Annotated in this window: 18 protein-coding genes; 3 read left to right on the top strand and 15 right to left on the bottom strand. The window is 64.3% G+C overall.

All coding sequences use genetic code 11. The features are described 5' to 3' along the window. On the top strand, nucleotides 1-742 hold a 742-nt coding region (locus tag J0L98_RS12845; RefSeq protein WP_296412174.1), incomplete at its 5' end, for a LysR substrate-binding domain-containing protein. A 1-nt stretch (nucleotide 743) separates the two neighbouring features. On the opposite strand, the gene J0L98_RS12850 is transcribed toward J0L98_RS12845, so the two are convergent. The 11 genes from J0L98_RS12850 to J0L98_RS12900 form a co-directional block, all read right to left on the bottom strand. Then, nucleotides 744-1,400 carry a hypothetical protein gene (locus J0L98_RS12850; protein ID WP_296412175.1) on the bottom strand — a complete coding sequence of 219 codons (657 nt, stop codon included), beginning with the start codon at nucleotides 1,398-1,400 and terminating at the stop codon, nucleotides 744-746. 328 nt (nucleotides 1,401-1,728) lie between these two features. Continuing rightward, nucleotides 1,729-3,039 carry a DUF1329 domain-containing protein gene (locus J0L98_RS12855; RefSeq protein ID WP_296412176.1) on the bottom strand — a complete coding sequence of 437 codons (1,311 nt, stop codon included), beginning with the start codon at nucleotides 3,037-3,039 and terminating at the stop codon, nucleotides 1,729-1,731. Between the two features lie 22 nt (nucleotides 3,040-3,061). Further along, nucleotides 3,062-4,612, bottom strand: a complete 1,551-nt coding sequence (locus J0L98_RS12860) for a DUF1302 family protein (protein ID WP_296412177.1) — start codon at nucleotides 4,610-4,612, stop codon at nucleotides 3,062-3,064. A gap of 87 nt (nucleotides 4,613-4,699) precedes the next feature. Then, the gene (locus J0L98_RS12865) at nucleotides 4,700-7,084 is read right to left on the bottom strand and encodes an MMPL family transporter (protein ID WP_296412178.1); all 2,385 of its coding nucleotides are present in this window, start codon (nucleotides 7,082-7,084) and stop codon (nucleotides 4,700-4,702) included. Between the two features lie 104 nt (nucleotides 7,085-7,188). Beyond that, complete coding sequence (locus tag J0L98_RS12870) at nucleotides 7,189-8,208, bottom strand: YCF48-related protein (RefSeq protein ID WP_296412179.1); 1,020 nt, start codon at nucleotides 8,206-8,208, stop codon at nucleotides 7,189-7,191. A 582-nt stretch (nucleotides 8,209-8,790) separates the two neighbouring features. After that, on the bottom strand, nucleotides 8,791-9,555 hold the full coding sequence (locus tag J0L98_RS12875) for a ZIP family metal transporter (protein ID WP_296412180.1): 765 nt from the start codon (nucleotides 9,553-9,555) through the stop codon (nucleotides 8,791-8,793). A gap of 175 nt (nucleotides 9,556-9,730) precedes the next feature. Continuing rightward, entirely contained in the window at nucleotides 9,731-10,594 is an 864-nt protein-coding gene (locus J0L98_RS12880; RefSeq protein WP_296407297.1) for a hypothetical protein, read from the bottom strand. Then, nucleotides 10,591-12,867 (bottom strand): hydantoinase B/oxoprolinase family protein, encoded by a 2,277-nt coding sequence (locus tag J0L98_RS12885; RefSeq protein WP_296412181.1) that lies wholly within the window; start codon nucleotides 12,865-12,867, stop codon nucleotides 10,591-10,593. The genes J0L98_RS12880 and J0L98_RS12885 overlap by 4 nt, the downstream gene beginning before the upstream one ends. Nucleotides 12,868-12,913: 46 nt before the next feature. Next, nucleotides 12,914-15,049, bottom strand: a complete 2,136-nt coding sequence (locus tag J0L98_RS12890; RefSeq protein WP_296412182.1) for a hydantoinase/oxoprolinase family protein — start codon at nucleotides 15,047-15,049, stop codon at nucleotides 12,914-12,916. 81 nt (nucleotides 15,050-15,130) lie between these two features. Beyond that, entirely contained in the window at nucleotides 15,131-15,529 is a 399-nt protein-coding gene (locus J0L98_RS12895) for an acetone carboxylase subunit gamma (RefSeq protein ID WP_296407301.1), read from the bottom strand. 5 nt (nucleotides 15,530-15,534) lie between these two features. Continuing rightward, nucleotides 15,535-17,472: a hydantoinase/oxoprolinase family protein gene (locus tag J0L98_RS12900; RefSeq protein ID WP_296412183.1), complete on the bottom strand. Its 1,938-nt coding sequence runs from the start codon at nucleotides 17,470-17,472 to the stop codon at nucleotides 15,535-15,537. A gap of 738 nt (nucleotides 17,473-18,210) precedes the next feature. On the opposite strand from J0L98_RS12900, the gene J0L98_RS12905 reads away from it, so the two are divergent. Then, nucleotides 18,211-18,528, top strand: coding sequence for a hypothetical protein (locus J0L98_RS12905; RefSeq protein ID WP_296412184.1), 318 nt, complete (start codon nucleotides 18,211-18,213; stop codon nucleotides 18,526-18,528). After that, a complete protein-coding gene (locus tag J0L98_RS12910; protein WP_296412185.1) occupies nucleotides 18,525-19,715 on the top strand; it encodes a PDDEXK nuclease domain-containing protein in 1,191 nt (396 codons plus the stop codon). Before J0L98_RS12905 ends, J0L98_RS12910 begins: the two co-directional genes overlap by 4 nt. 321 nt (nucleotides 19,716-20,036) lie before the next feature. On the opposite strand, the gene J0L98_RS12915 is transcribed toward J0L98_RS12910, so the two are convergent. The 4 genes from J0L98_RS12915 to J0L98_RS12930 form a co-directional block, all read right to left on the bottom strand. After that, on the bottom strand, nucleotides 20,037-22,058 hold the full coding sequence (locus tag J0L98_RS12915; protein ID WP_296412186.1) for a sigma-54-dependent Fis family transcriptional regulator: 2,022 nt from the start codon (nucleotides 22,056-22,058) through the stop codon (nucleotides 20,037-20,039). A 566-nt stretch (nucleotides 22,059-22,624) separates the two neighbouring features. Then, nucleotides 22,625-23,260 (bottom strand): CoA transferase subunit B, encoded by a 636-nt coding sequence (locus J0L98_RS12920; protein ID WP_296407306.1) that lies wholly within the window; start codon nucleotides 23,258-23,260, stop codon nucleotides 22,625-22,627. Between the two features lie 2 nt (nucleotides 23,261-23,262). Beyond that, entirely contained in the window at nucleotides 23,263-23,922 is a 660-nt protein-coding gene (locus J0L98_RS12925) for a CoA transferase subunit A (RefSeq protein ID WP_365954742.1), read from the bottom strand. Nucleotides 23,923-24,114: 192 nt separating this feature from the next. Beyond that, entirely contained in the window at nucleotides 24,115-24,279 is a 165-nt protein-coding gene (locus tag J0L98_RS12930; protein WP_296412188.1) for a hypothetical protein, read from the bottom strand. Nucleotides 24,280-24,580: the final 301 nt, after the last annotated feature.

The following is a 24,580-nucleotide window of genomic DNA, read 5'->3' on the forward strand; positions in this document are numbered from 1 at the left end:
GAGGGCCGGGCGTGGCCTGGTGCCCACGCCCCGGGCTATCGAACTGCGCGACCGGGTCAGCCAGCTGGTGCAGGACGCCAACGCCGTACTGCGCCCGACCGAAGACGCCCGCCTCGGGCAACTGGAACGGACCTTCACCCTGCGCACCAGCGAAGGTTTCGTGGAGAACTTCGGGCCGGCGCTCATCGCCCGGGCCGGCGAGGAAGCCCCCGGCGTGCGCCTGCGCTTCGTGCGCAAACCCGACAAGGACAGCGCCCCCCTGCGCGATGGCAGCGTCGATCTGGAAACCGGTGTCGTCGGGAAAAGCGCAGCACCCGAACTGCGCGTGCAAGCCCTGTTCCGTGACCGCTTCATCGGCGTGGTGCAACCGGGGCACGATCTCGCCCGGGGCGAGGTGACGCCTGCGCGCTATGCCGCCGGCCGGCACATCCGCGTGGAACGCCCGGGGCAGGCGCGGGGCGCCATCGACGACGCCCTCGACGCCCTCGGGCTGACACGGCGGATCATCACCCTCGTCGACGGCTTTGCCGCCGCCCTCGCCCTGGCCCGGGCCTCCGACCTGATCGCCAGCGTGCCCGAACGCCACACCGGCATCCTCCGCAGCGGACTACACAGCTTCCCGCTGCCCCTGGCCCTGCCGGAGATCACCGTCTCCCTGCTCTGGCATCCGCGCCTGGACGCCGACCCCGCCCACCGCTGGCTGCGCGGCCTGGTGCGAGCAGTGTGCGGGGAACAGCGCTAACTCACCGTGCTGCCGCCCCGGCCTCTGGAGCGACATGCAGCACGTAGTCCTCCAGCCACGAGGACGCTGTCGTCACGACCACTGCATCGCCCTTCTTGAGGGCATGCCACTGGGCCTCCGGCAGGCAGATGCGCCACCTGAAGAACAGGCCTTCGGTATCCAGTTCGATACTGCTCTTGCAGGCTCCCATGCGATGGGAGCCTCCCTTGTAGAGAACCCGCGCCTGAAAAATCCGCGTCTCTCCTAGCTGATAGGCGGGCCATGCTGGCAAGACGGCGGCGAAAGGCAGGTAGTGCATGAAGACCAATAACGGAAACCACAGCAGGTAGAGATGAACCTGCTTGTTCGCCCGGGCATCGTTTCCCCACAGCCAGCGGGTCATCGCGAACGATGCAGCGATGGCCACCCCAAGCCCCACGATGGCCACTTCGGGTGCCGGGAAGAAGTTCACCCACAGCGCGAGAACGCCTCCGGCCACCACACCCAGAAGCCAGCTCACCAGGGCAGGACTGCTCTTCGGGCCGGCCGAGTCCGCGGGGGCGGCTTCGACAGGCAGGCCCCGGGCAAGCAGGGCAACCGCCAGGATGAGGATGCCGGCGCCCGCCAGGACGCCTGGCGCAAAGCTGGCCAGCGTTCCAACGAAAGCAGGTAGCAGCATTTGCCGAAAGCCCGGTATGCCCAGACGCAAGGGCGTGCCACAGGACTGGCACGCAAAGTTGCCCCCTGAACGGGTAGTCAGCTTTCGCCGCAGGCTGATGGGCTTGCCACCACACGCAGGGCAAGCGGGTCCGTGCAGGTTCAAGGGAGGCAACCCCAGTCACAAGAGAGGCGGAATTCTCCCGAACGAAGGCGGCCATGTCCATGCTTTTTGCATCATCCGACGATGACAGGTCGAACTCAAGCCCACGCGGGCAACGGCTCCATCACACGAAAGGGCCCGCCCCGACCGGGGCAGGCCCTGTTGCCAAACGGAGGCCTGGCGCGTCTTACTTGCCGCCGGTGGCCACTTCCTCAAGCTTGCTCAGGGAGACATCGCTCTCCTTCACGCCCTTGGGGTTGGCCTTCATGTTGGCCGACCAGGTGGTGGAGTGGTTGCGCTTGACGTCGATGACGTGGCCGACGACCGGCATCACGGCCTTGTAGCCATCCTCACCGATGTCCGGGCGGTTCTGGAAGATCATGTATTTCCAGAATTCACCCTTCTGGTCATACATCTCGCCCAGGTAGGGGCGCGGGAAATTGACTTCCATGTACACCACCTTCTTGCTGTAGGGGTGCTCCGGCGGCGGGGTGCCCTCGACCACGTACACCTCGCGGGGCTCCCACTCGATGTGCTTGGCCGGGAAGTAGTACGGCGCCTCGGTCAGGCCCACCGACGGGAACTCTGCCGGCGTATCGCGCTTGCTGTTGTCCACGCTGACCAGGGGGCTGTGGGCCACGGCCAGCACCCAGCGCTTGCCGATCAGCTTGTTGGCGCGGTACTTGGTGGGGAAAGCATCCCAGATGTCCCAGTCGTCGTAGAGCTGATCGGTGCCGCCGATGGGGTCCATCCACGCGCCGCCGGAGAGGCGGCGGGTGCGCCGCACGGACTTGAGGTAGGCCCAGGTGTCATCGGGCTTGGCAGAGGTGGCATCGTTGTAGCGGATGGAAAAAGTGCCCAGGCCGCGGATGTCCTGCGGGCTGGTGGCGAAGAGGTAGGTCTTCTGGGCGATAGTGCCGTCGCCCTCGCTCACCGGGCCGCCGTCCAGACGACCTTCCATGTAGTAGCGGCGCGACTGCCAGCGCTGCACGCGCTCGACGCCAGTGGCGCCGCTGATGAACACGAAGGAAATGTCACGCAGATCCATGGTGGCGCCGTAGGTGGCGGCGCGGAGGTTCCAGATCACCTTGTCGCCGGCCGTGGGGTCGTCGAGCTTGATGGTCTCGGGCGGGAAGGGCATGCCCGCCTTCCAGCCGCTCATGGTGCGGGTGGCCGGGTCGAACTTGACGTTCTTCGACTGCTCCTTGGTGGCATTGACGTACTTCGGGTCCATCTCGATCTTCTTCGAGTGGGCCAGCTTGATGGTCAGGCCGAACTTCTTGATCATCATCTCGAGTTTCTCGGGGACCATGCTGGCGATGGTCTTGCCCTCGAAAGTCTCGGTCTTGATCTTGTCGAAGTTGTCCTTGGTGATGACAAAGCCGGCCTGCAGCTCGCCGGCCTGGACATGGCCGATCACGCAGGCGCCAAGGCCGAGCGCGGCCGCCTGACGGGCAAAGCGCCGACGGGACTGATTCAGTTTCTGCTTGGATTCCATTCTGGTGTCTCCTGTCTGGTATTTAGAACTGGCGGGTCAAACGGAAGGTGAGCTGGCTGCTGTTGGCGAAATAGCCGAGCAGCTGCACGCCGGGGTTGGGGTCGAAGAGGGTCTTGCCCGAGCCGGAGGTCCAGAAGATGTCGGCCTCGGCCTTGGCCCGCCACTTGTCGCCCAGGACCACATCGACGCTGGGAATCAGGAAGCCGCCCCCGTGACTGAGGTCGACGCCGACCGCGATACCCGGGTTGATGGTGTCGCCCTTGTAGTTGAGGACGGTGAAGGCCGTCAGGATGGTGCTGTGCTCGGTGAGCGGCGAGCCGTAGGCGAAGAGGCGCACCAGATCCTCCGAGTCCTTGTGGCCCGTGATCCAGGTGTCGAAGATCTGCACCGACGAGAAGGACGGCCGGTTGGTGCCCAGCAGGTTCTCGAAGTGCAGGTTCTTGTCGGCCCGCAACATGGTGGTGACCGTGTCCTTCAGGCGGATGCCCCCCAGGCCCAGGCCGGCAGCAGCGCCGAGGGTCGGGGTGGTGAGCGCCCCGGTGCCGACGTTGTAGGGCTGATCCTTGGTGTAGGCGATCTCGGCGCTGAAGACCGTATCCAGGGCCGCGGAGTAACCGCTCACGGTGGCGCCGAAGACGTCGATCTTGGGATGGATCAGATCGAACAGGGGGCCGGCGGGCGCCTTCTTGTAGGGCGCGAAGACCGAGTTGGCCACCGGGTCGGCGGCAAAGGTCTTCACGTAGGCCAGGGAGTAGTTCAGTGAAGCCAGCTCGCCGGACCAGCGGATGCCGCCGGTCCAGTCGCCCTTGTCACCCTCCGGGTGCTTGCAGTCGTAGCTGGTCACCGCCGACAGGTCGTAGCCCCGGTAGGGCTGGAAGAACCAGCGCCCGCCACGGATATCGTAGGTGTTGCCGATGTCCTTGCAGCGATCCAGGCCCGGACGCACGTAGGCGTGGATCTGGCCGGCGGCCTCGGGCACATCGAGCTTCACACTGGCCAGCCACAGGGGCTTGCGCCATTCCTCGTTCTCCCCTTCGAAGAACAGGCGCCAGCTCAGGTCATAGCCATGCACCACATCCATGGCATGGAAGAAGTCCGACTCGCCCCATACGATCTGCTGCTTGCCGATGCGGAAGGTGGCCCGGTCGCCGGCCTTGAACTCGCCCCAGAACTCGCGCAGGTCGCCGTTGTTGTAGTTGTTGAGAATGCTGCCGTGGTCACCCCCCGTGGTGCCATTGATCTTGCGCAGGTCTTCCAGATCCTGCAGGTAGGGCGTCTTGGCCTCCCGGTCCACCCGAGCCACGGCCTTCCACTTGATCGGGCCGGTGGCGGCATCCGCATCGAGCAGGATGGAGCCGCGCAGCATCGACATCTTGCCCTTGTCGTTGCCCTTGGTTTCCGGGATGTCCTGCAGGTTGAACGCCGCCCAGCCGCGCACGTAGCCGCCCAGCCGGAAGTAGTTGCCGTCCTCTTCGGCCGCGCCGGACGGCTCCTCGGCGAGGGCCGGCGCACACGCCGCCCCCATGCCCAGGGCCGCGCTCATGGCGAGCGCCAGTCTTCTGTTTGCCTTCATGTGTCACCTCCACTTGTGTTGTTGTGGTCAAGACTTCTCCCTTCCCCCGCGGCGCACGCAGCGGGGGTCGGACGGGTACAACGGGAATCAGCCGATGCGGAGCGGCTCGATGTCGACGGCCTGCTCGATGGGACGCCGACGGGAGCCGACGATGAACTCGGGACGGAACACGTAGGCCATGGCCGGCATCAGGAAGAGCGCCGAGGCCGCCGAGATGAACAGCCAGATGGCGATCAGCACGCCCATGTCGGCCTGCAGGCGCAGGGACGAGAAGCTCCACAGCACCACGCTGGTGACCAGGGTCAGGGCGGTGATCAGCACCCCCTTGCCGGAGGTGGAGATGGACTTGAGGATGGCGCGGCCCACATCCTTGTGGTGGTGCAGTTCCTCGCGGATGCCATCGACGATGTAGAAGCTGTAGTCCACCCCCAGGCCGATACCCAGGGCCACCACCGGCAGGGTGTTGATGTTCATGCCGATGCCCTGCCAGGCCATGTAGCTGAAGGTCAGCGTGTTGGAGAGCAGCACCGGCACCATGAAGAACATGCCCGCCACGGTGGAGCGGTAGGTGACCATGCAGCACGCCACCAGCACCAGCAGGGCCAGGGCGATGGCCTCGATCTGGCCTGCCAGGATCACTTCGTTCACCGCCGCCAGCACACCGACCAGGCCCCCGGCAAGCAGGAATTCCGCCTCATCCAGCTTGTTGTTGGCCACGTACTCCTTGACCCGGGCAATCGCGGTGCGGATGGTCTCGCCCTGGTGGTCGCGGAAGAACAGGGTCACCGCACCGTTCTTGGCCTGGGGGTCGGCAAAGCGGTCCATGTCGCCGGGGTCGGCGCCGGAGACGAACATGTAAACCAGCTCGCCGTTCTCGTCGGCATTGCCGCCCAGCTCCTGGTAGCGGGCATTGCCTTCGCGCACCACGCGCTTCACCGCCGGCAGGATGTCGGCCAGGGAGATGCTGCCGCCCACTTCCGGCTGGGCTTCCATGTACTTCTGGAAGCGCTCCATGCCCTCAAGCACGCTGGGCTCCTTGAGAGCGCCCTCCTTCTTGCCCGACACCACCACGAACATGCGGTCGGACCCCTGGAACTTCTCGTTGATGGCGCTCGCGTCCTTGTTGTAGGTGGAGTCCGGCCACAGGATCGGTGAGCCCGGGTTGGCATCACCCACCTTCAGCTTGAAGGCGTAGATGCCCGACACGGCAAACAACACCGCCGCCCCCGCCAGCACGCCGTAACGCAGCCGGGAGGTAACGACCGCCGCACACAGGCCAAGCACCTTGTCCAGAATGGGATGCACATTGATCGGGTGGGCGTAGCGCTTGCGCACCCCGCACCAGGACAGCAGCACCGGGGTCAGGAGCATGGCGCTGAGCATGATCGACAGGATCCACACCGTGCCGATGTAGGAGATCTTCTCCAGCATCGGGATCGGCGTCAGGGCCACCACCAGCACGCAGCCGGCGTCCGCCACAATGGCCAGCATGCCCGGCTTGAACAGGTTGAGCAGGCTGGCCCGCGCCGCTGCCGCCGCCGAGGTGGCGCCCCCCGCCACTTCGTCATCGAAGCGCGACACCAGCTGGACCGAGTTGGAGATGGCCTGGGCGGTGATCAGGAAGGCCACCACGATGACCAGGGGGTCCAGGTGGAAGCCCATCAGCTTGGCCGCCCCCAGCGCCCAGATGGCGCTGACCAGACCGGTGATGAGGGGCAGCAGGGTGCCGTGCCAGGTGCGGGTGATGAGCAGCAAGAGCAGCACCAGCGCCCCGACGGTGACCATGAAGATCTGCAGGGTTTCACCGAGGTAGTGATTGACCAGCCCGTACAGGATGGGCTCGCCGACCACCCGCACCAGCACCCCGTCGCCCCGGGCCTGATCCGCAATCTCGCCAATCTGCTTGTAGGCCTTGAGGTAGTCCACCGACCCGTCGATGAAATCGGCGGTGACCAGCGTGGCGCGCATGTCGATGGAGACATACGGCCCATAGACCAGCGGATTGTTCAGCACCGCCTCGCGCAAGGTGGCGATCTCGCCGGCATCCTTGGGCAACCCGGGCCACATCAGGGGACGTGACTCGATACCCTCGGTGGAGGCCCGCACCTCCTTCATCTTCTTGGAGGCCAGGGAGGCGATCTGGTAGGTATCCACCCCCTCGACCTTTTGCAAAGCCTGGGTGACCTGCTGCACCTTCTTCAGCACGATGGGATTGAAGACATCCCCCTGCTCCACCTCCAGCATGATGCTGACCATGTTGGAGCCGCCAAAGGTCTGCTTGAACTGGTTGTTCACCTCCACGTAGGGATGGTTGCGGGGCAGCAGATCGCTGAACACTGTCTTTACTTCAATCTGTGCCGCCAGATAGGCCATCACGCAGGTGAAGCCGATGACCGCCGACACCACCGGCACCCGATGCTGCAGAACCAGATCGATCAGGCGTGCCAACGCCTTGAATGTCGCATTCTTCATTGCATTTCCTTGTCTGAATTGGGGGCGCTCAAGAAAGCGCCGGGCCGCCCCGGGCTTTCTTTCCCCCCGGGGGCAGGCCGGGCACAGCCAGGCCGTGGGGGTCGTTATTCGTCACGGCCGAGAATCCGCAGCTCATCCTTGTGCAGCACGGCCAGATTCGCCCCGGCCAGTACAAAGTCGTCCGCCGTGCGGACAACCTGGGTCCGCCACGAGAGGTCCTTGTCGGAGATGCGCCCGGCCTTCCAGTCGTTCGCTTCCGCACCGGCCTGCACCCGCATGCCCTTGTCACCCACGGCAACCCATTGGGCACCGTCCCAGATCACACAGTTGAGGTGCTCCCGGGTCAGGGGCGGCGCCTCCTGCCAGCTCGCCCCACCATCGGCACTGACCAGCACCGTGCCGGCGAGACCCACCGCCACCCCGTGCCGGGCGTCGCGGAAGTGCACCGACATCAGGCTGTTCTTGACCGGGCTGGACACCGGACTCCAGCTCTGACCGCCATCCGTCGTGCGCTGGATCTGGCCGAACTCGCCCACCAGCCAGCCGTTCTGGCCGACGAAAAAGATGTCGTTCCAGGCCTGATCCTTCTCGTCGAGCACCCGGGTCCAGGTGGTGCCGAAGTCGGTGGTCTTCAGCACGGCGCCGACTTCACCCACGGCCCAGGCCACACCGTCTGGATAGGCCCGCACCTGGAGCAGCTTGTTGGCCACCTCCGAACGGGGCAGCTTGACCTCCTTCCAGGTCTTGCCGCCGTCGTCGGTCACTACGGCCAGACCGCGATTGCCCACGGCCACGGCACGCCGGGCATCCCAGGCGGCGATGGACTGGAGGTGGGCCACCACCGGGCTGGCCTGCACCTCCCAGCTCTTGCCGCCATCGTCGCTGCGCACGATCTTGCCGTAGGAGCCTGCGGCCCAGAGGATCGAGCCACCCGGCGCGACCACCCCATAGAAAGCGTCACGACGCTCCAGGGGTCGCGCCTTGAGGGTGCCGATCTCGGGTTCTGCCTTCACGAAGAAGGCGGCATAGAGCAGCCCGCCGATGATCAGCAGCGGCAGGGACGAGGTCGTCACGGACGTCGCCACCCGCGCCCCCGTGCCCAATTTCCTGATCGCATTAAGCATGTCGGGCCTCCTGTGGTGACGCGCCCCGGGCTTCCCGTCCCGCAACCCATTTACCGGGCCGGCTGTGTTTCCACTCGCCCTCACGGGGCTGCCGACAGTCAAGATCAGTCTCCATACGCACTCCATTGCCTTTATTGGATTTATGGTGGAAACAGGCAGATCGCCATTTCCTTCATTGACTCCGGAACACTCGCCCGGCAATTCCGTCCGGCGTGGACGTATTGCCCCGACAATTCTCCGAACGCCCCCTTCTCTTGATTAGCAACTTGAATGCCAATATAAAAATTTATTGTTTTTTATTTAGAAACATATATTTATATATAAATCTCAAATACGTCCGATCTTGCGGCGTAGCAGCAAACCGATTGAAAGCGTCCGGTAATGCTTCGGGTCATCGAACGGCGGCCGGACGGCGGCGGACGTAATGGAAGGGAAATGAAGACCCCATTTATTCCCAGCGCATGGAAATGCACCAGGCAGGGATGAGATCGTTCGGGCACGAGGGGAGACAAACGCCATCGGTCGATGGCAATTGGGGATCTGCGGCAACTCGGGCGCGCCGAAAGCGCGCCACGGCCCTGCTCAGACGAGGCCGCTGTGCTCGATCACGTGATGGACACCGCCGATGGACAGGACGCCGGCGGCGATCAGCAGGATCTGCTCCACGGTCTCGCGCAGGCGGGTGCGACGGTGCAGACCCGGAATGAGGTCGGCAACCGCCACGTAGATCATGCTCGAACAGGCCAGCCCGAGCAGCACCGGCACCGCTCCGGTCACCAGGGGCAGGGCAAAGTGGGCCAACAGGGCGCCGGCAGCCATGGCCAGACTGGACAGCAGATTGAAGACCAGGGCCCTGGTCCGGCTGTAGCCGGCATGCAGCAGGACGACGAAATCCCCGAGCTCCTGGGGAATCTCGTGGGCGATGATGGCCGCCGCGGTGATCAGGCCGAGGGACGTGCTTTCCATGAAGGCGGTGGCGATGAGCAGGCCATCCACGAAGTTGTGGAAGCTGTCACCGATCATCACCAGCAGGCCGCTGCGCCCGTGGCCGTCGGCCTCGTGCCCATGGGCATGGCCGCCCCCCACCGGAAGCGCATGGTTGTGGCGCCACAGCACCAGCTTTTCAAGCAGGAAGAACAGGAGTACGCCCCCCAGGACCAGGGCACTGGTCCACTCGGCATCCCCCGAGGCCTCCAGGGCGTGGGGCAGGATCTCCAGGAAGGCCGCGCCGAGCAAGGCGCCCACGGCGTAACTGATGAGGCGGGACAACACCTGCGGGCTCAGGGCCGCGGTGCACAGGGCAGCAGCCCCGACGGAGATCAGAGCGCCGACGAGGCTCGTCAACATGCTCAGGGCAAAGGGCGTCATCGGGGGCGCATTCAAAGTAGGAACGAATTCATTCGCCCGCGGAGGCAGGACAAGGATCCCGGCTTCGCCGCCGGAAGGTGAGCGCTTTCGCCCCCACACGACCCAAAAAGGGCGGGGGCCGGACCGCGAACGGCCGGGCCGGCCCCCGCCAGGGCTAGGCCCGCAGGCGGGCCAGGCTTTCCAGGACAAACTCGGGACGCTGGGCCTCCGGGATTTCAGCGAAGTAGAACTGGGCCTGGGAGAGGGCCGGCAGGGGACTGCCGCTCCACAGGGCCGCACTCACATCCACCCCGGTGGACACCGGCTGCGGGGCCGCGATGGCCGCCGACAGCACGGCATCGAACTCCGCCAGCACGGGCGACGCCGCCACCGCCGCCCCTTGCGGACGCAGGGCCAGGGACCAGCGGTAGTGGTGCGCCACGTTGATCAACGGGCGGTAACGCTCAAGCTCCGTCTCGCCCATTGCCGCATCGTCGGGGTGCTCTTCCAGCAGCACCCCGCCCACCGGGCTGGAGGACACCGAACGGAGGAGGTCGGCCATGTACATGGCCGCGTCCTCGATCCCGTCCGGGTCCAGCTCGATGTCGCTGCGCCCCGCCAACAGGTTGGCGTGATACAGCCAGTGCTTCGGCGAGGGCATGGCCAGCACCAGGGGCGTCTGGCCGCGCAGGTTGGCGATGACCGCCTCCACCACCTCAGCCAGGAGCCGACGCGGCTCGTCCTGCTCCAGCAACTTGCGCAGCGGAAAGGACAGGCGCCGCTTGGCGCCCATCTCGGCGCGTACCTCCGGATGACGCAGCAGCCATGAATCGAAGAGCTCGCCGACTTCCACAACGGCCACGTCGGGTCGGAGCAAGCCCTGGGCCTGCGAAAAGTACGCCAGGTACTGGGGAGCACCCTGCCACGGGTCGCCCCCCTCCCCCAGCAGCAGCCGGCGGGTATAGGCCGATGCCTTCAGCCACACCCGCAGGCCGCTCCCGCCCTTGCCGGGCAGGCTGTCGGCGAGGCTCTGGCTCATTGCTTTTCACCTCCCATGGCGCCCAAGGCATGCAGACGGGCCTCCAGCTCGGCGATGCGCACGTCCTTGGGATGCACCATGTAGTTGGGGCGGGGCGTGTTGGCATCGCGGAACTTGTCGGGGCTGCCCATGTAGAGCTTGGCCACATCGTCGCCCCAGCAGCCGAAATACTGCAGGTGGGACGGCGGGGTCGGCTTGTTCCAGGTCTTGATGAACTCGGCGTAGGGCACGCCCCGGGCAATGCGGTCTTTGCGCTCGGCGTCACGGGCGGCGGCGGTGGCGTCCTGATTGACGGCCAGGGTCGCCGGATCGAACTTGACCTTGTAGAGGCGCTCGGCCACGCCCGGTGAGATCAGGCCTTCCTCGATGTCACGGATGACGCCGGCCGGGTCGCGCTCCAGCAAGTCACCGTAGCCGGCCCCCGCGCCCTGGGAGATCATGAACAGCTCGCCACGCTTCGAGATCTCGAAACCCATGCCCATGTGGTGGGTGGTATAGGTGGCGTCCTCGAAGGGCTGCTCGTTCATGATCTCCTCGATGGAGTGCTTGAACTTATGCGGCTCGTTGAGCAGGATGTCATACACATCGATGCCCTTGACCTTGGAGAGCGGGTAGCAGCCGCAGGCATAGCCGCCGAACAGACCCTGGATCGGGGGGATCTTGGCGCCCTGGCAGGTGGTCATGAAGCCCCACTGCTCGGAGTCCTTGGTGGCGGCGATCATGGTGTAGCCCTGGCCGCCACGGTACTTGCCCGGGGCGATGGCATCGCGGGTCATCTTCTTGGAGACGAGTTGCAGGAAGGGCACGTCTTCCTCGTTCAGCTCCTGCTCGCCGATGTCCGCCATGGTGGCGAAGATCGGTGCCAGACCATGCTCACCGTCCAGGTCGGAGCGCGCACCAGCACCCATGCCGTTCAAGTCGGCGCACAGGTTGCCCAGGGTTTCGCCGTGCTGGCTGACCCCACCCCAGATGAAGGTGTTGATCATGTTGAAGGTGGGCGCATGCACCTTGGTGTACTTCTCCGGGCAGCTGTACAGGAACTTGGCGACGGCGTGCTGGCCGGCGGTGAAGCCGGTGAAGATGGACATCAGGCTCTGGGAGTTGGGGGCGTCGTAGGAGCAATTGACGATGGAGTGCGGATCGGTGATCACCTCGATGGGCGCAAACGCCGCCTGGCCCCGTGGCAGATCGGGCCACACGTAGCACAGGAAGACCTGCGCCAGCATGCCCTTCAGGCCTGCCACGATGGTGTTGGTGGGCCGGTTGGTGAATTCCGGGCTGGAGCCGCGGAAGTCGAAGATCAGGCGGTCGCCGGTCTTGGTGAGCTTGCAGTTGATCTTCACCACGCAGTTCTCGCGCAGGGTCGAGTCCTGGATGATGTAGGTGCGCACGGTCATGTCGGGCCATTGGCTGACCCGGCGCTTGACCTCGGCACGCACGTTCTCCATGGTGGTCCGCAGGGTGGAGATCAGTGCTTCGGGGCCATCGGTGTTCAGCGTCTCTTCGATGCGCTGCTTGATGCGCAGGCAGGCGAAGAGCTTGACCTTCATGTCTTCGTACTGGAGCTTGGGCTCGCGCACGGAGTTCTGCAGGAAGGTCAGGATGTCGCGCTTGATCTGGTAGTTCTCGACCACCTTGAACGGGCACATCTTGAGACCTTCGTCACAGGGGCTCTCGGCCATGGAGGGCATGCCGCCCGGCTCGATGGCGCCGTTCTCGCCCTCATGCACCGTGGAGGCCACCCAGCACACCAGCTTGCCCTTGTGGAAGATGGGCAGGATCATCGACTGGTCGGTGTTGTGCACGTTGCCGTAGCGGGAGTCGTTGTGGATGAAGCCATCCCCTTCGCGCACGCCCACGGTGGGCTCGTTAACCCAGTTCTTGATGATGAACTTGATCGGGTGATGCACCAGGGCCGAGAAGATCAGCACACCGCCGGCACTGGCAATGGCCAGGTCGCCCGAGGCGGAATACACCCCGGTGATCACGTCGCCCCACTTGGCACCGGGGGCGGCACCCATCTGCTCGACCATCTCGTAGCCTTCGTCACAGCCGGCCTGGATGCGGTCGCGGATCTTGGCGATGGTGTGGGCGTCGCCCACCTTGCGCATGCACTCGTCTTCCATTTCGGTCCGGGGCATCAGATCGTGGTTCTGCATGATCTCCGGATCGGGCCCCAGGAACAGGGTGGTGTCATTGAGGAACTTCTTGATCAGCGCCACTTCCTCGGGGCTTGGCGTCTTTGCCGTCACCGGCGTATTCATCTCGCTCATTTTCAATCCTGTCATTTGGTGAGGTTGAATCGGGGGTCCGCGGCGCTCAGGCACGCAGGAACCAGGAAGCACCCTGTTTCGCGGCAACGAAGTTCCAGCCCGGATTCACCAGGAAGGTGGTGACTTCGGAGGCGATGATCGCGGGGCCGGGGATCTGCACCCCCGGCTCGATGCTGTCGCGGCTCCACACCGGGGTGTCGAAGGCCCCCTCGTGACCGACGAACCAGCACTTGCGGGTGTTCGCGGGCACCGGCGGGGCCTTGCGCTGCTCGACGGGCACCGGCTTGATGTCCTCGAACTGCACCGTCTCGTGGCGGACGAAGGCGGCCACCCGGATGGTGTTGATGCGGATGCCCGCCTCCGGCGCCTGGGAGCCTTCGCCAAAGCGCTTGCCGTAGTCGTTGGAGAACTGGGAGATCATCGCCAGTACGTCGCCCGGGCCATTCAGCTCGTGCTTGGGGATCACTGCGGTGGTCTGCACCAGCTGGTTGCCGTAGCGCATGTCCAGCTCCAGACTGTGGTGGATATCCTGTTTGGCGACGCCCTGGCGCAGCAGATCCTGGGTGCCCTGCTCCTTGAGGTCGGCGACGATCGTGTTGAAACGGTCGTAGTCGTCGAACAGGTGACGGGTGTTCGAGTCGTACAGCACCATGTACAAGGACGTCTCGTGGATGTGGAGCTGATGCATGTTGCCCGCGCCGACCGCGGAGAACACCGAAGACAACGGGGGCGCCAGGATCTTGTCGATATTGAGGTTCTGCGCGATGCCGCAGCAGTGCAGCGGACCGTTGCCCCCATAGGCCAGCATGGTGAAGTCCTTGGGGTCGTAACCCCGCGCCCGCAGTTCGGTGAACAGGCCGTTGGCCATGTTGTCGTCCACCTTCTCGCGGATCAGCAGCGCCGCCTCGATCACGTCGCAGTCCAGGTCGTCGCACAGGGCATCTTCGACGGCGGCCTTGGCACGGCGCGGATTGAGGGGGATCGAGCCGCCCGCGTAGTTGGTGGGGTCCAGGTAGCCCAGCAGCAGGTCCGCATCGGTGACCGTCGGCTTCATGCCGCCACGGTCGTAACAGGCCGGGCCGGGGTCGGAGCCGGCCGACTCGGGGCCGCACTTGACCGTGTCGTACATGCGGTCATAGCTGGCAATCGAGCCGCCACCCGCACCCAGGGTCACCAGGTGGACCATCGGCACCGACACCAGCCAGCGGTCGATCACCGGGTTGAAGTCGTAGTGCTTGATGCCCCCTTCGACCACAATCCCGATGTCGTAGCTGGTGCCGCCCATGTCGGTAGCCACCACATTGCCCAGGTCGCACTGCATGGCCAGGTGCTCGGAGGCGCCAATGCCCGAGACCGGACCCGAGTGGATGGTCTGCAGTGCATCGGTGGAGTTGAGCTGCGCCATGCCGCCGGAGTTGTGGATGACCAGCATCGGCTTTTCATACTTGTGCGCACGCAGGTTCTGCTCCAGCGCCGACAGGGCGTGGTACATGGTGTTGTGCAGGTAGCCATCGACGATGGCCGAGGTTGCACGCACATACTCGCCTTTGCGGCCCGCCACCTGGTGGGACAGGATGATCGGAATGGCGCCGAGCAGGTGGGACGGATATTCCTCGAGCAGAATCTCCTCGATGCGCTGCTCGTGCGCCGGATTGACCACCGAGTTGACCAGGTTCACCACGATGATTTCCGCGCCGCGATCCACCAGCTCGCGGATCTGGGTGCGCACATCGTCCTCGTCCAGCGCCATGACCAGCTCGCCCTGGAAATCGACACGCTCGCGCACACCGCGAATCATGTGCGCCAGCACCAGCGGAACCGGGCGCTGGGCATTGGGCATGTCCTGCTGGCCCAGGTTGTCCAGGCCTTCGCCGTAACCGCGGGCACGGGACAGGGGCACGGTGGCTTCGTAACCAGCGGTGACCAGCATGCCGATCTTGGGGCCCTTGTGCTCGATGAGGGCGTTGGTGCCCAGGGTGGTGGCATAACGCACCGAATCCACCTGCGACAGGATCTCCTCAAGCTCCAGCCCCAGCACGTGGTAGGCCTTGCTCAGCGCTTCGTTGAAACCGAGCGCCAGGTTATGGTGGGTGGTCAGCGCCTTGGCTTCAATGTACTTGCCATCCCAGACCACGAAACAATCAGTGAAGGTCCCACCGATATCTACAGATACGCGCCTCATACTTTTTATCTCCTCGATTCTTTGATACCGGCCCGGTTGCCGCGCACCCGATGCGCGAAACCTGCGTGGCCGGTATGGGGATCAGTGGTTGTGGCCTTGGTCGGGGACGACCGCCGGTCCCACCACGGGCTCCTTGACTTCTTCACGCTTGGCCCACTGGGCGCGCAGCGCGGGGAGGTCCGGTTCCATGTCATGGAGGGGCGGGTGCCCCGGGATGGCGTACTCGGTCTCAACCATGGTCCCGCAGTGGGGGCAGTAGTACTCGAGGATGCGCACCCATTCCGGATCGGGGCTGAAGGTGAAGCGGTACTTCTCCGGATCGAGGATGGGTGGGTGGATCTCGCGGGGGTCGCGGTTGTACACCAGCATCCCTTCCTTGTAGCCCTTGGCAGCCGTGCCGATCGTGTGATCGCAGACCCGGCACTCCCACTGCTCGGTGTCCAGGTCGATGCGCAGGTATTCGGTCATCAGTACTTTCATTTTTCTCAGGCCTTTCTGTTGAGCAGGATGTCGCCCGCGTCGCTGATGACGAAACTCCAGCCATCCAGCACCCGGCAGGTGAAGTAGTCTTCTTCGAGGATCGCCGGGCCGGCGGCGTGGTCACCCGGCTTGAGCTGGGCCAGGCGATACACCGGCACATCGGTGCGCCCCTGGTCACGGGTCAGCACGTTGCGGGTGCCGTCAGCCTTCGCCGCTTCGCCCTGGACGAAACGGGCGCGCTTGCTGCCTTCACTGCGCAGGGACTTGACCGCGCGCAACTCCAGTTCGACGGACTTGGCCTTGGCCAGGCTGGCGGGAAAGGCCGCCGTGTCGCCAAGCTGGGCGATCAGATCCTCGCCGCCGTCCTGCTCGCCCACCAGCCAGGCTTCCACTTCGTACTCGCCCGGCCCGAAGCCTTCGGCAAACATGTCCCGGGAGGCCTTCACCTTGAGGGCCGCCAGGGCATCGCCCACGCCCTTGTCGCTGCGGTCGTCGAGCACCACCGCGTAACGCTGGGAGATGTCACAGGCGCCGATGCCGAAGGCGCTGAACACCGCCGCCAGCTTGGGCACCGCCACCCGGTCGATGCCGGCCTTCTCGGCCACCCCACAGGCATTGAGGGGGCCGGCGCCGCCGAAGGCGAGCATCACCGTGTCCTTGGAGATCTTGGTGAAGCGGTGCAGCTCGACGGCAATCTTGTCCTCGTAGGCGTGCTCCATCTGCAGCAGCGCATCGTCCAGGCCGATGCCCAGGGGCTGGGCAATGGACAGGCTGACCGCCGTGGCGGCGCGGTCCAGGTCGAGGCCCATGCCACCGCCGAAGAAGGACTTGGGATCGAAGAGACCGGACAGCAGGCTGGCGTCGGTGATGGTGGCCTCCTTGCCACCGCGGCCGAAGCAGGCCGGGCCGGGCACCGCACCGACGCTCTCGGGGCCGATGACGATGCGATTGTTCACCACCTTGAAGATGGAGCTGCCACCCGCGCCCGCACTCATGATCTCGCACAGGGGGTAGGACACGCTGATGCCTTCCACATGGCCGCGCTGCACCTCGGCGACCTTGCCGTTCAGGCACTGGCCGATGTCGGTGGTGGTGCCGCCCACGTCGATGGCCACCACGTCCGAGAGGTCGTAAAGCCGGGCAAAGGTCTTCATGCCCTCCATGCCGCCCCGGGGGCCGGAGCTGTAGGTCTTGATGGCCACGGTCTTGGCCACCCGGGAGGCGTCGCCGTCGTTGCGGAAGATCAGCAGCGGGTTCTTGGTGCGGTAGTCGCGCAGGCGGTTCTCCGCATTGAACAGGAAGGCCTCCATCGCCGGGTGCAGGAAGGAGTTGATCAATGCCGTCCAGGTGCGGCGAACCACATCCCGGTCGGTGGTGAGATCACTGCCGTAGAGCACCGGCACCGCCCCCAGCAGGTGGCGGGGATACTTGCGCAGCACCACCTTCTTGAAACGGGTCTCCAGATCGAGGAAGCTCGCCCCGTCAAAGCTCACCACCAGCCGGTTGGCACCGGCCGCCGTGAGCTTGTTGATCGCCTTGACCACCTCAATGTCGGCATCGGCGCCGGTCACGGCCCCGGTGTCGAGGAAGACCACCCGGTCGCCAACCAGGGCTTCGTAGACTTCAGGATCGTGTTCGGCAAGACGCACCGGCAGATCCCGGCCCTTGGCGTCGATGATCAGACCCAGGCGCGGCCCCTTGCGCTCGCAGATGGCGTTGGTGCCCTGGGTGGTCGAATAGCGGATGAGATCCACTTCTTCCAACAGGCGGGCCACGTTCTGCTCACCGTAGATGACGCCCGACGCCTTTTGCAGCCCTTCGAAGAAGCATTTGCTCAAATCGTAGGGGGTGGTCAACACCTTCGTCTTCTTGACGGTGTCGTCCATCATGATGCAGATATCGGTGAGCGTCCCACCGTTATCAATGTTGATTTGCAATGCCATACCGCATTACCTCCTGCCATCCTTTTGTGGATTGAAAGCGTTTCCAGTTCTTGGCCTGGAAACCGTGCTCTTCGGGGCGCCGGGGATAAAGGCTCCCGGACTGTCCGTACAGGGGTATGGCAAGCGGCGTGCCAGGGGAAACAGGAGATGCAAATTAGAACAAGTCTTTGATTTTATTTGGCAAAAAAATCAAGCCATCGAAGCCCGCAATTGATCGCCCGTTTTCCTTCCGGATACCCGTCCGGATTCCGGTTGAAATAATGCAACGCAACATCGAACGCCCGGAGCGGACGACGGGTGGGTGCTCTTTATTTCGGAATGGAATAGGCGGGAATTGCCGTACCCTGCATGCCGGGTAGCTTCCGGGCGGCTTTCCGTTGTGTGACGTTGAGTAGGCCTGGATCCAGACAGTCAGTGCGAAACTCGCCCTCCGGGCTCGGACAGCCACACCGGATTTCCCCGCCTGTCAGTGCGCTGATCGCTCATGAGCAATTGATCGGAGGCAATCAGGAAGCCTACCTCGCTCCCGAAATGCAGGCTGCAGTTGTGTCATATTGATAAGATCGTCACGATGGCTGCGGCGCTGGCAGAACGGACGGGAAGCAAGAGCCCAACCTGTCACTCGCGGAGGACGATGGAAGGCCATGGGCTGGTGACATTGAAAAAGAATGTTCGCGAGATCGAACCCATTGCACTGGCGACCCGTTTCAAAATCGTGATCGGCTGAAGAGCAACAAGATGAAAGGTAAGGCAATTCCAGAGGGTGTCATCACCGAAGCGGACACCTGCCGCGAGTTCGTCACACCCCGTTTGGTGGAGGCTGGCTGGGGAACTGCACCGCACACGATTGGCGAGCAGACAGCCAGAGCGGCGCAGGCCGAAGGCGACAGCCTGTACTGGCCCATTTACAACCTGGACATCAAGAACCCCAACGCCAAGGCCGGACTGGAGCACGCCGAGCCGAAAGACCTGATTGCCGCCATGCGTAGCCACGAGGCCGAAGTCATGCGCCTGCTGGGCGAGATCGAAGCCCTGGTTACCGAGGTGCAGGCATGACAGCACCCATCGTGCCGACCACGCCGAATCAGGCTGACTACGCTGCCGTTCACACCGACATCGTCGCGTTGCTGGACGCGGCGCGCCATGCTGCCGCACGCAGCGTCAATGCGCTGATGACCGCCTCCTATTGGGAAATCGGCCGGCGTATCGTCGAATTCGAACAGGGCGGGCAGGAACGGGCTGCCTATGGGGATGCGCTGATCGAGCGCCTGGCTTTCGATCTTGGCAGCCGGTTTGGTCGAGGCTTCAGCCGACAGAACCTGCAGCAGATGCGCCTGTTCTACCTGGCCTGGTCACCAGAGCACATCTCGCATACAGCGTCTGCGAAATTGCCCGTTCCCAACATTCGCCAGACGCTGTCTGGCGAATTGACGGCAAGCCCGCTGCCCGACACACGCAGGCAATCCATCGAACTCGCGGCACTGGCGCAAGCCTTTCCGCTGCCGTGGTCGGCCTACGTACGGCTGCTCTCGGTCAAGAACCCACAGGCCCGAGCCTTTTATGAAACCGAGACGCTGCGTTGCGGCTGGTCGGTGCGCCAGCTCGACCGCCAGGTCAGCAGCCAGTTTTATGAACGCACTGCACTGTCGCACAACAAGACGGCGATGCTGGAAAAGGGAGAAGTGGCCGAGCCTGGCGACGCCATCACGCCCGAGCAGGCTATCAAAGACCCCTTCGTGCTGGAGTTCCTCAACCTCAAGGACGAGTATTCCGAGTCCGACCTGGAAGACGCCCTGATTCAGCATCTGGCCGACTTCCTGCTGGAGCTGGGTGACGACTTCGCCTTTGTCGGTCGCCAGCGCCGCCTGCGGCTGGACGACACCTGGTTTCGCGTAGACCTGCTGTTTTTCCACCGTCGGCTCAAGTGCCTGCTGATCATCGACCTCAAGATCGGCAAGTTCAGCCACGCCGACGCCGGGCAGATGCACCTATACCTCAACTACGCCCGCGAGCACTGGATGAAGCCCGGCGAGAACCCGCCCGTGGGCCTGATCCTGTGCGCGAGCAAAGGCAGCAACGAGGCCCACTACGCGCTGGAAGGTCTACCCAACAAGGTGCTGGCAGCTGAATACCAGACTGTGCTACCGGATGAAAAGCTGTTGGCCGAGGAGCTGGACCGGACACGGCGGGAGTTGGAGGTGCGGCGGATCGGGCGCAGCGGTGATGTGGCGGGTGGCGAATGAAGGCGTGGCCCATGGAGCCCCCGGAGACATTGCGCTGATTGTTCGCCGATCGGTAGAGATTCACAACGAACGTTTGTACCCCGGGCTTGGAATCCGGTCGTTCGGTCGCAGAACGTCTCAGAAGCCTGCAGTCTCCGGCTCTTATGCCAGGAGCGCCGATGCCACACCTAACTCGGCTCTACCTGAGCACAGCACCAGCCAGATGCGCAAAGCCGGCACGGGCAACACCCGGCCAATTCAACGCAGAATGAAGGAAAGCCCCCCCGGAAATGCACCCGGGGGGACGAATCCATGCGGCCCCGAAAGGGCCACTACCTGCAATCAGACCCGATAATTGCGCAAGTCGTCCACGTAACTCTCGAGCCCGAAACGCTTGAGCTTCACATAGACCGTGCTCTTGGCGATACCCAGCTCCCGGGCCACCGCCGTCATGTTGCCGCGGCAGCCCTTGATGGCACGCAGGATGGCATCCCGTTCGGCGTTCTCGAGGCAGGTCAGGTCACGCTCATCCCCCTGCACATCAAGCGCCGCAGGGCTATCCCCCGCCAGCGTGGTCACCAGGTCGGCGGGCAGATCGGCCTCGGTCAGGACATGCCCGCGGGCGGTGAGCAGCATGCTCTCCATGACGTTACGAAACTCGCGGATGTTCCCCGGCCAGCCGTACTGGCGCAGCAGCTCAATGGCGCCGGGGGAAAGCACCCGCGGCTCCAGCCCATGCTGCAGGGACAGGCGGCGGAGATAGTAGTCGCCGAGCAGTGGAATGTCGGCCGCCCTTTCACGCAGGGAAGGAATGTTGATGCTGGTGACCGCCACCCGGTAGAACAAATCCATGCGGAAGCGCCCGGCCTGGATCTCCTTGCGCAGATCCCGGTTGGTGGCGGCGATGAGGCGGAAATTGACCTTGCGCGGCTTGTTCTCGCCCAGGCGATACACCTCGCCCTCCTCCAGCACCCGCAGAAAGTGGGGCTGCAGGTCGATGGGCATCTCACCGATTTCGTCAAGGAACAGGGTGCCGCCATCAGCCGCCTCGATCTTGCCGATCATGCCGCCCCGACGGGCGCCGGTGAAGGAGCCCTCGGTATAGCCGAACAGCTCGCTGGTGAGCAGTTCGCGGGAGAAGCCCCCGCAGTTGAGGGCCACGAAGGGCGCATCCCGGGTTGCACCGGATTCGTGGATGCAGCGGGCAAAGACATCCTTGCCCACTCCGGTCTCGCCCAGCAGCAGCACCGGCACCCGGGACTTGGCCAGTTGCTGGGCACGCCCCACTGCCTGCAGCAGGGCGGGAGATTCGCCCACGACACGCTCGAACGCCCCTTTCTCGGCCGCGTCACAGCTGAACACTGCGCTCGATACCCGGCCGCTGCCCACGCTCCGGCGACCGGGCAGGGTCAGCACGGCGCCGATGTGCTCGCCGTTCTGGATCACCGGCTCCAGCCATTCCTCGCGCATCCATTCGGGCCGCTCATCCGGTGCTCGCCGCCCCTTCTTCCAGGACAGGGACAGGGAGGCCAGACCGTCAGGGGCCACCGCCATTTCTCCGATGCCCAGATCAGCCAGCGCCGCGGAAGCCCGGCCATTGGCCTTGATGGCCCGACCGCGCCGGTCGAAGACGATGATGCCGTCGGCCGAGGTGCCGGACAGGCGATCCACGCAGCCTTCCAGCAGACGGTAGCGGATGCCCAGCTCGATCTTGGCGAGACGGTTCTCGATGCGCCCCGCGGTGGCCACCACCAGGGCCAGACTGTGGCGGCTGTAGGAAGCGCTCAGGCCGGACACGTCCACCACGCCGAGGATGGAGCCGTCGTAGGGGTCGCGGATCACCGTGGCCGAACAGGACCAGCGTTTGATGCCGGCGCAGTAGTGCTCGGCCGAATGGATCTGTACCGGCTGGCCCACCTCCAGGGCCGTACCAATGGCGTTGGTGCCGCAGGCCAGCTCGCTCCAGTTGGCGCCGGAGAGCAGATGGACATTCTCGGCCGCGCCCCGGGTGGACATGTCGCCTTCCAGGTTGAGGATGGTGCCGCTCTGGTCGGTCAGGACCATCACCGTGCCGGTCTCCGACAGGAAGTCCCGGGCCGAGGCCATGACCGGGGCACTGGCACTGAGCAACTCGCCGCACTCGTCCCGCAAGGTGTGCAGGGAGTTTTCGCCGATTGGCGGGGGTGCCTGATAGCGGCCCGGGTCGACACTGGCCCCCTGACAGCGCCGCCACGAATCGTCGATCAGGCGGCGGAGCGCGTCGGAAGCCGCCTCATCCCCACTGAGAAAGCGCTCCCACGAGCTCATGATGTGACCATCGTTCTCCGGAACGGAAAACATCTGGCCGGGAATTGTGGCAGCCATACCCACCCTCCTTTAAGTGTCTGTCCGACTGCGTCGCCGACATGGGCCCAGGCCCTCATCCAGACGCGCAGTTCTGTGTTGTGATCATCTTGTTATGTTCCCGCAGCCCCGCATTCGCGTGTATCCGCCGGAATTCGTCTTGCTGCTGCACTGGCACGCCAACGCCGGCGAGGGCGTGTGTCTCGTCACCCCCCGCATCGACCTGCATGGCGCGCCTCTCTCGGGCAGCGTCACACTCTTCATTCTGGACCATGCGCGTGCGCATTGCCGCAAACAGAGTTCACACAGGGATCGACACAACTACCAAGCATGCTTTGTGCCAAAGGCTTGAAGCCCGCCGTCGGCAGGAATATGGGGTGAAATCGAGTGGAATCCGCGGGGAAAGACAGGTCAGCGTCCGATTTCCGGACGCCCGGACCGTTCGAAAAACGGACGCCCGGAGTGCAGATCAGAAAAAGATTGGGGGCTTCCAGATAAAGAGGTACCCGAGGAAGGGAGAGGAGGATTCCTCACTGGATACTGCGTGCCCCCGAAAAGCCGGCGCCCGTCGCACACGGGCATGCCGGTTACTGCAACGCCACCACGAAATCGGCTTCGGTGTTGTCACGCACATCATCGAGGGTGGTGTCCGGCGCCAGATCCACCAGCGCCAGGCCCTCGGGGCGCACTTCGAAGACGCACAGATCGGTCACGATCAGGTTCACCACCCCGGCGCCGGTGAGGGGCAGGGAGCACTCCCGGACGATCTTGGCTTCACCCTTGGCGGTGTGCTCCATGATCACCACCACCCGGCCGACACCGGCCACCAGATCCATGGCCCCGCCGATGCCCTTGACCATCTTGCCGGGCACCGCCCAATTGGCCAGGTCGCCCTTCTCCGAGACCTGCAGCGCACCCAGCATCGATAACTGGATGTGACCGCCACGGATCATCCCGAAGGAGGCCGCGCTGTCGAAGAAGCTCGTTGTGGGCAGGGTGGTGATGGTCTGCTTGCCCGCATTGATGAGGTCTGCATCCTCTTCGCCTTCCCAGGGGAAGGGGCCCATGCCAAGCATGCCGTTCTCGCTCTGCAACTGGATCGACATGCCCGCCGGCACATGGTTGGCCACCAGCGTGGGGATGCCGATCCCGAGGTTCACGTAGTAGCCGTCGCGCAATTCCTGAGCGGCCCGCGCCGCCATCTGATCCCGAGTCCAGGGCATGTCTATTCCTCCACTGGGGCGGCCCGGCGGCGCACCGTGCGCTGCTCGATCCGCTTGTCCACCTTGTCCACAACCACGATGCGATCCACAAAGATACCCGGGGTGATGATGTGATCCGGGTCGATCTGGCCGGGCTCCACCAGGCTCTCCACCTCGGCCACGGTCAGCGCCGCGGCAGAGGCCATCATCGGATTGAAGTTGCGCGCCGTCATGCGATAGACCAGATTGCCTTCGGTGTCGCCCTTCCAGGCATGCACCAGTGCCAGGTCGGCACGCAGGCCACGCTCCATCAGATAGGTCTTGCCATCAAACTCGGCCAGGGGCTTGCCCTCGGCTATCACCGTACCGACGCCGGTGCGGGTATAGAAGGCCGGAATGCCGGCACCACCGGCACGGATACGCTCGGCCAGCGTGCCCTGGGGGTTGAACTCCACCTCCACCTCACCGGCCATGTACTGGCGGGCAAACTGGGCGTTCTCACCGGCATAGGAGCAGATCAGCTTATGCACCTGCCGGGTATTGAACAGCTTGCCCAGGCCCAACCCTTCCGCCCCCGGGTTGTTGGAGATGATCGTCAGCCCCCGCACCCCCGACGCCAGGACGGCGTCGATCAGCACTGACGGAATGCCGCACAATCCGAAGCCACCCGACATGATGGTCATGTCATCATGCAATACATCGGCCAGCGCCAGCGCCGCCGTCGAATAGATCTTTCTCACAGACACCTTGCGTCCCTTCTATTCAAAAATCGCCCGGTCTCATTCCCGAACCTGCCCGCCTGAAATCGCGCCCAAAGCCCGCTCCGAGCGGAGTTCAATTCAGCAAGAGCGATGCCAGCGCCGACAATCAATTGATTAAAAAGCGAAAAGCCGGCGGCGCAACGCCACGCCCGGGCCGCGCCAGGAATCAACCGTCCTGATAGCGGTCGGGCTCGACAGGCTTTCGTTCGGAATCCGGTCAAGCCGGCAACCGAACCACCCGCCTGGCATTTCCGTCACCAGCGTGATCGACTTGGCCATGGGTAATACGCATACCTGTTAGGCTGGGAGCCCCCCCGACAGACAGAAGCACGACGAAGACATAATTCGAAACGCAAGTAGAAGACCGCTATTCATGGCGGCTAGTTGAAGAGAGTTCCAGCAGCAGAACGCAATCAGACCCTCGACTTGCCGGGGATCTGAACGACAAATTGATTTGGCATCAATGCCGGATCGCGGGATGGGAGAATGACAATGACAAAAAGAGAACCTGCCGGAACGGCAGGAAGAAACACGGGCCTGCGCCTTCTCGGGCACCTGTTTTCCACACTGGCATGCGCCG

This window comes from Zoogloea sp. (assembly GCF_017302315.1).
Taxonomy (GTDB): Bacteria; Pseudomonadota; Gammaproteobacteria; order Burkholderiales; family Rhodocyclaceae; genus Zoogloea.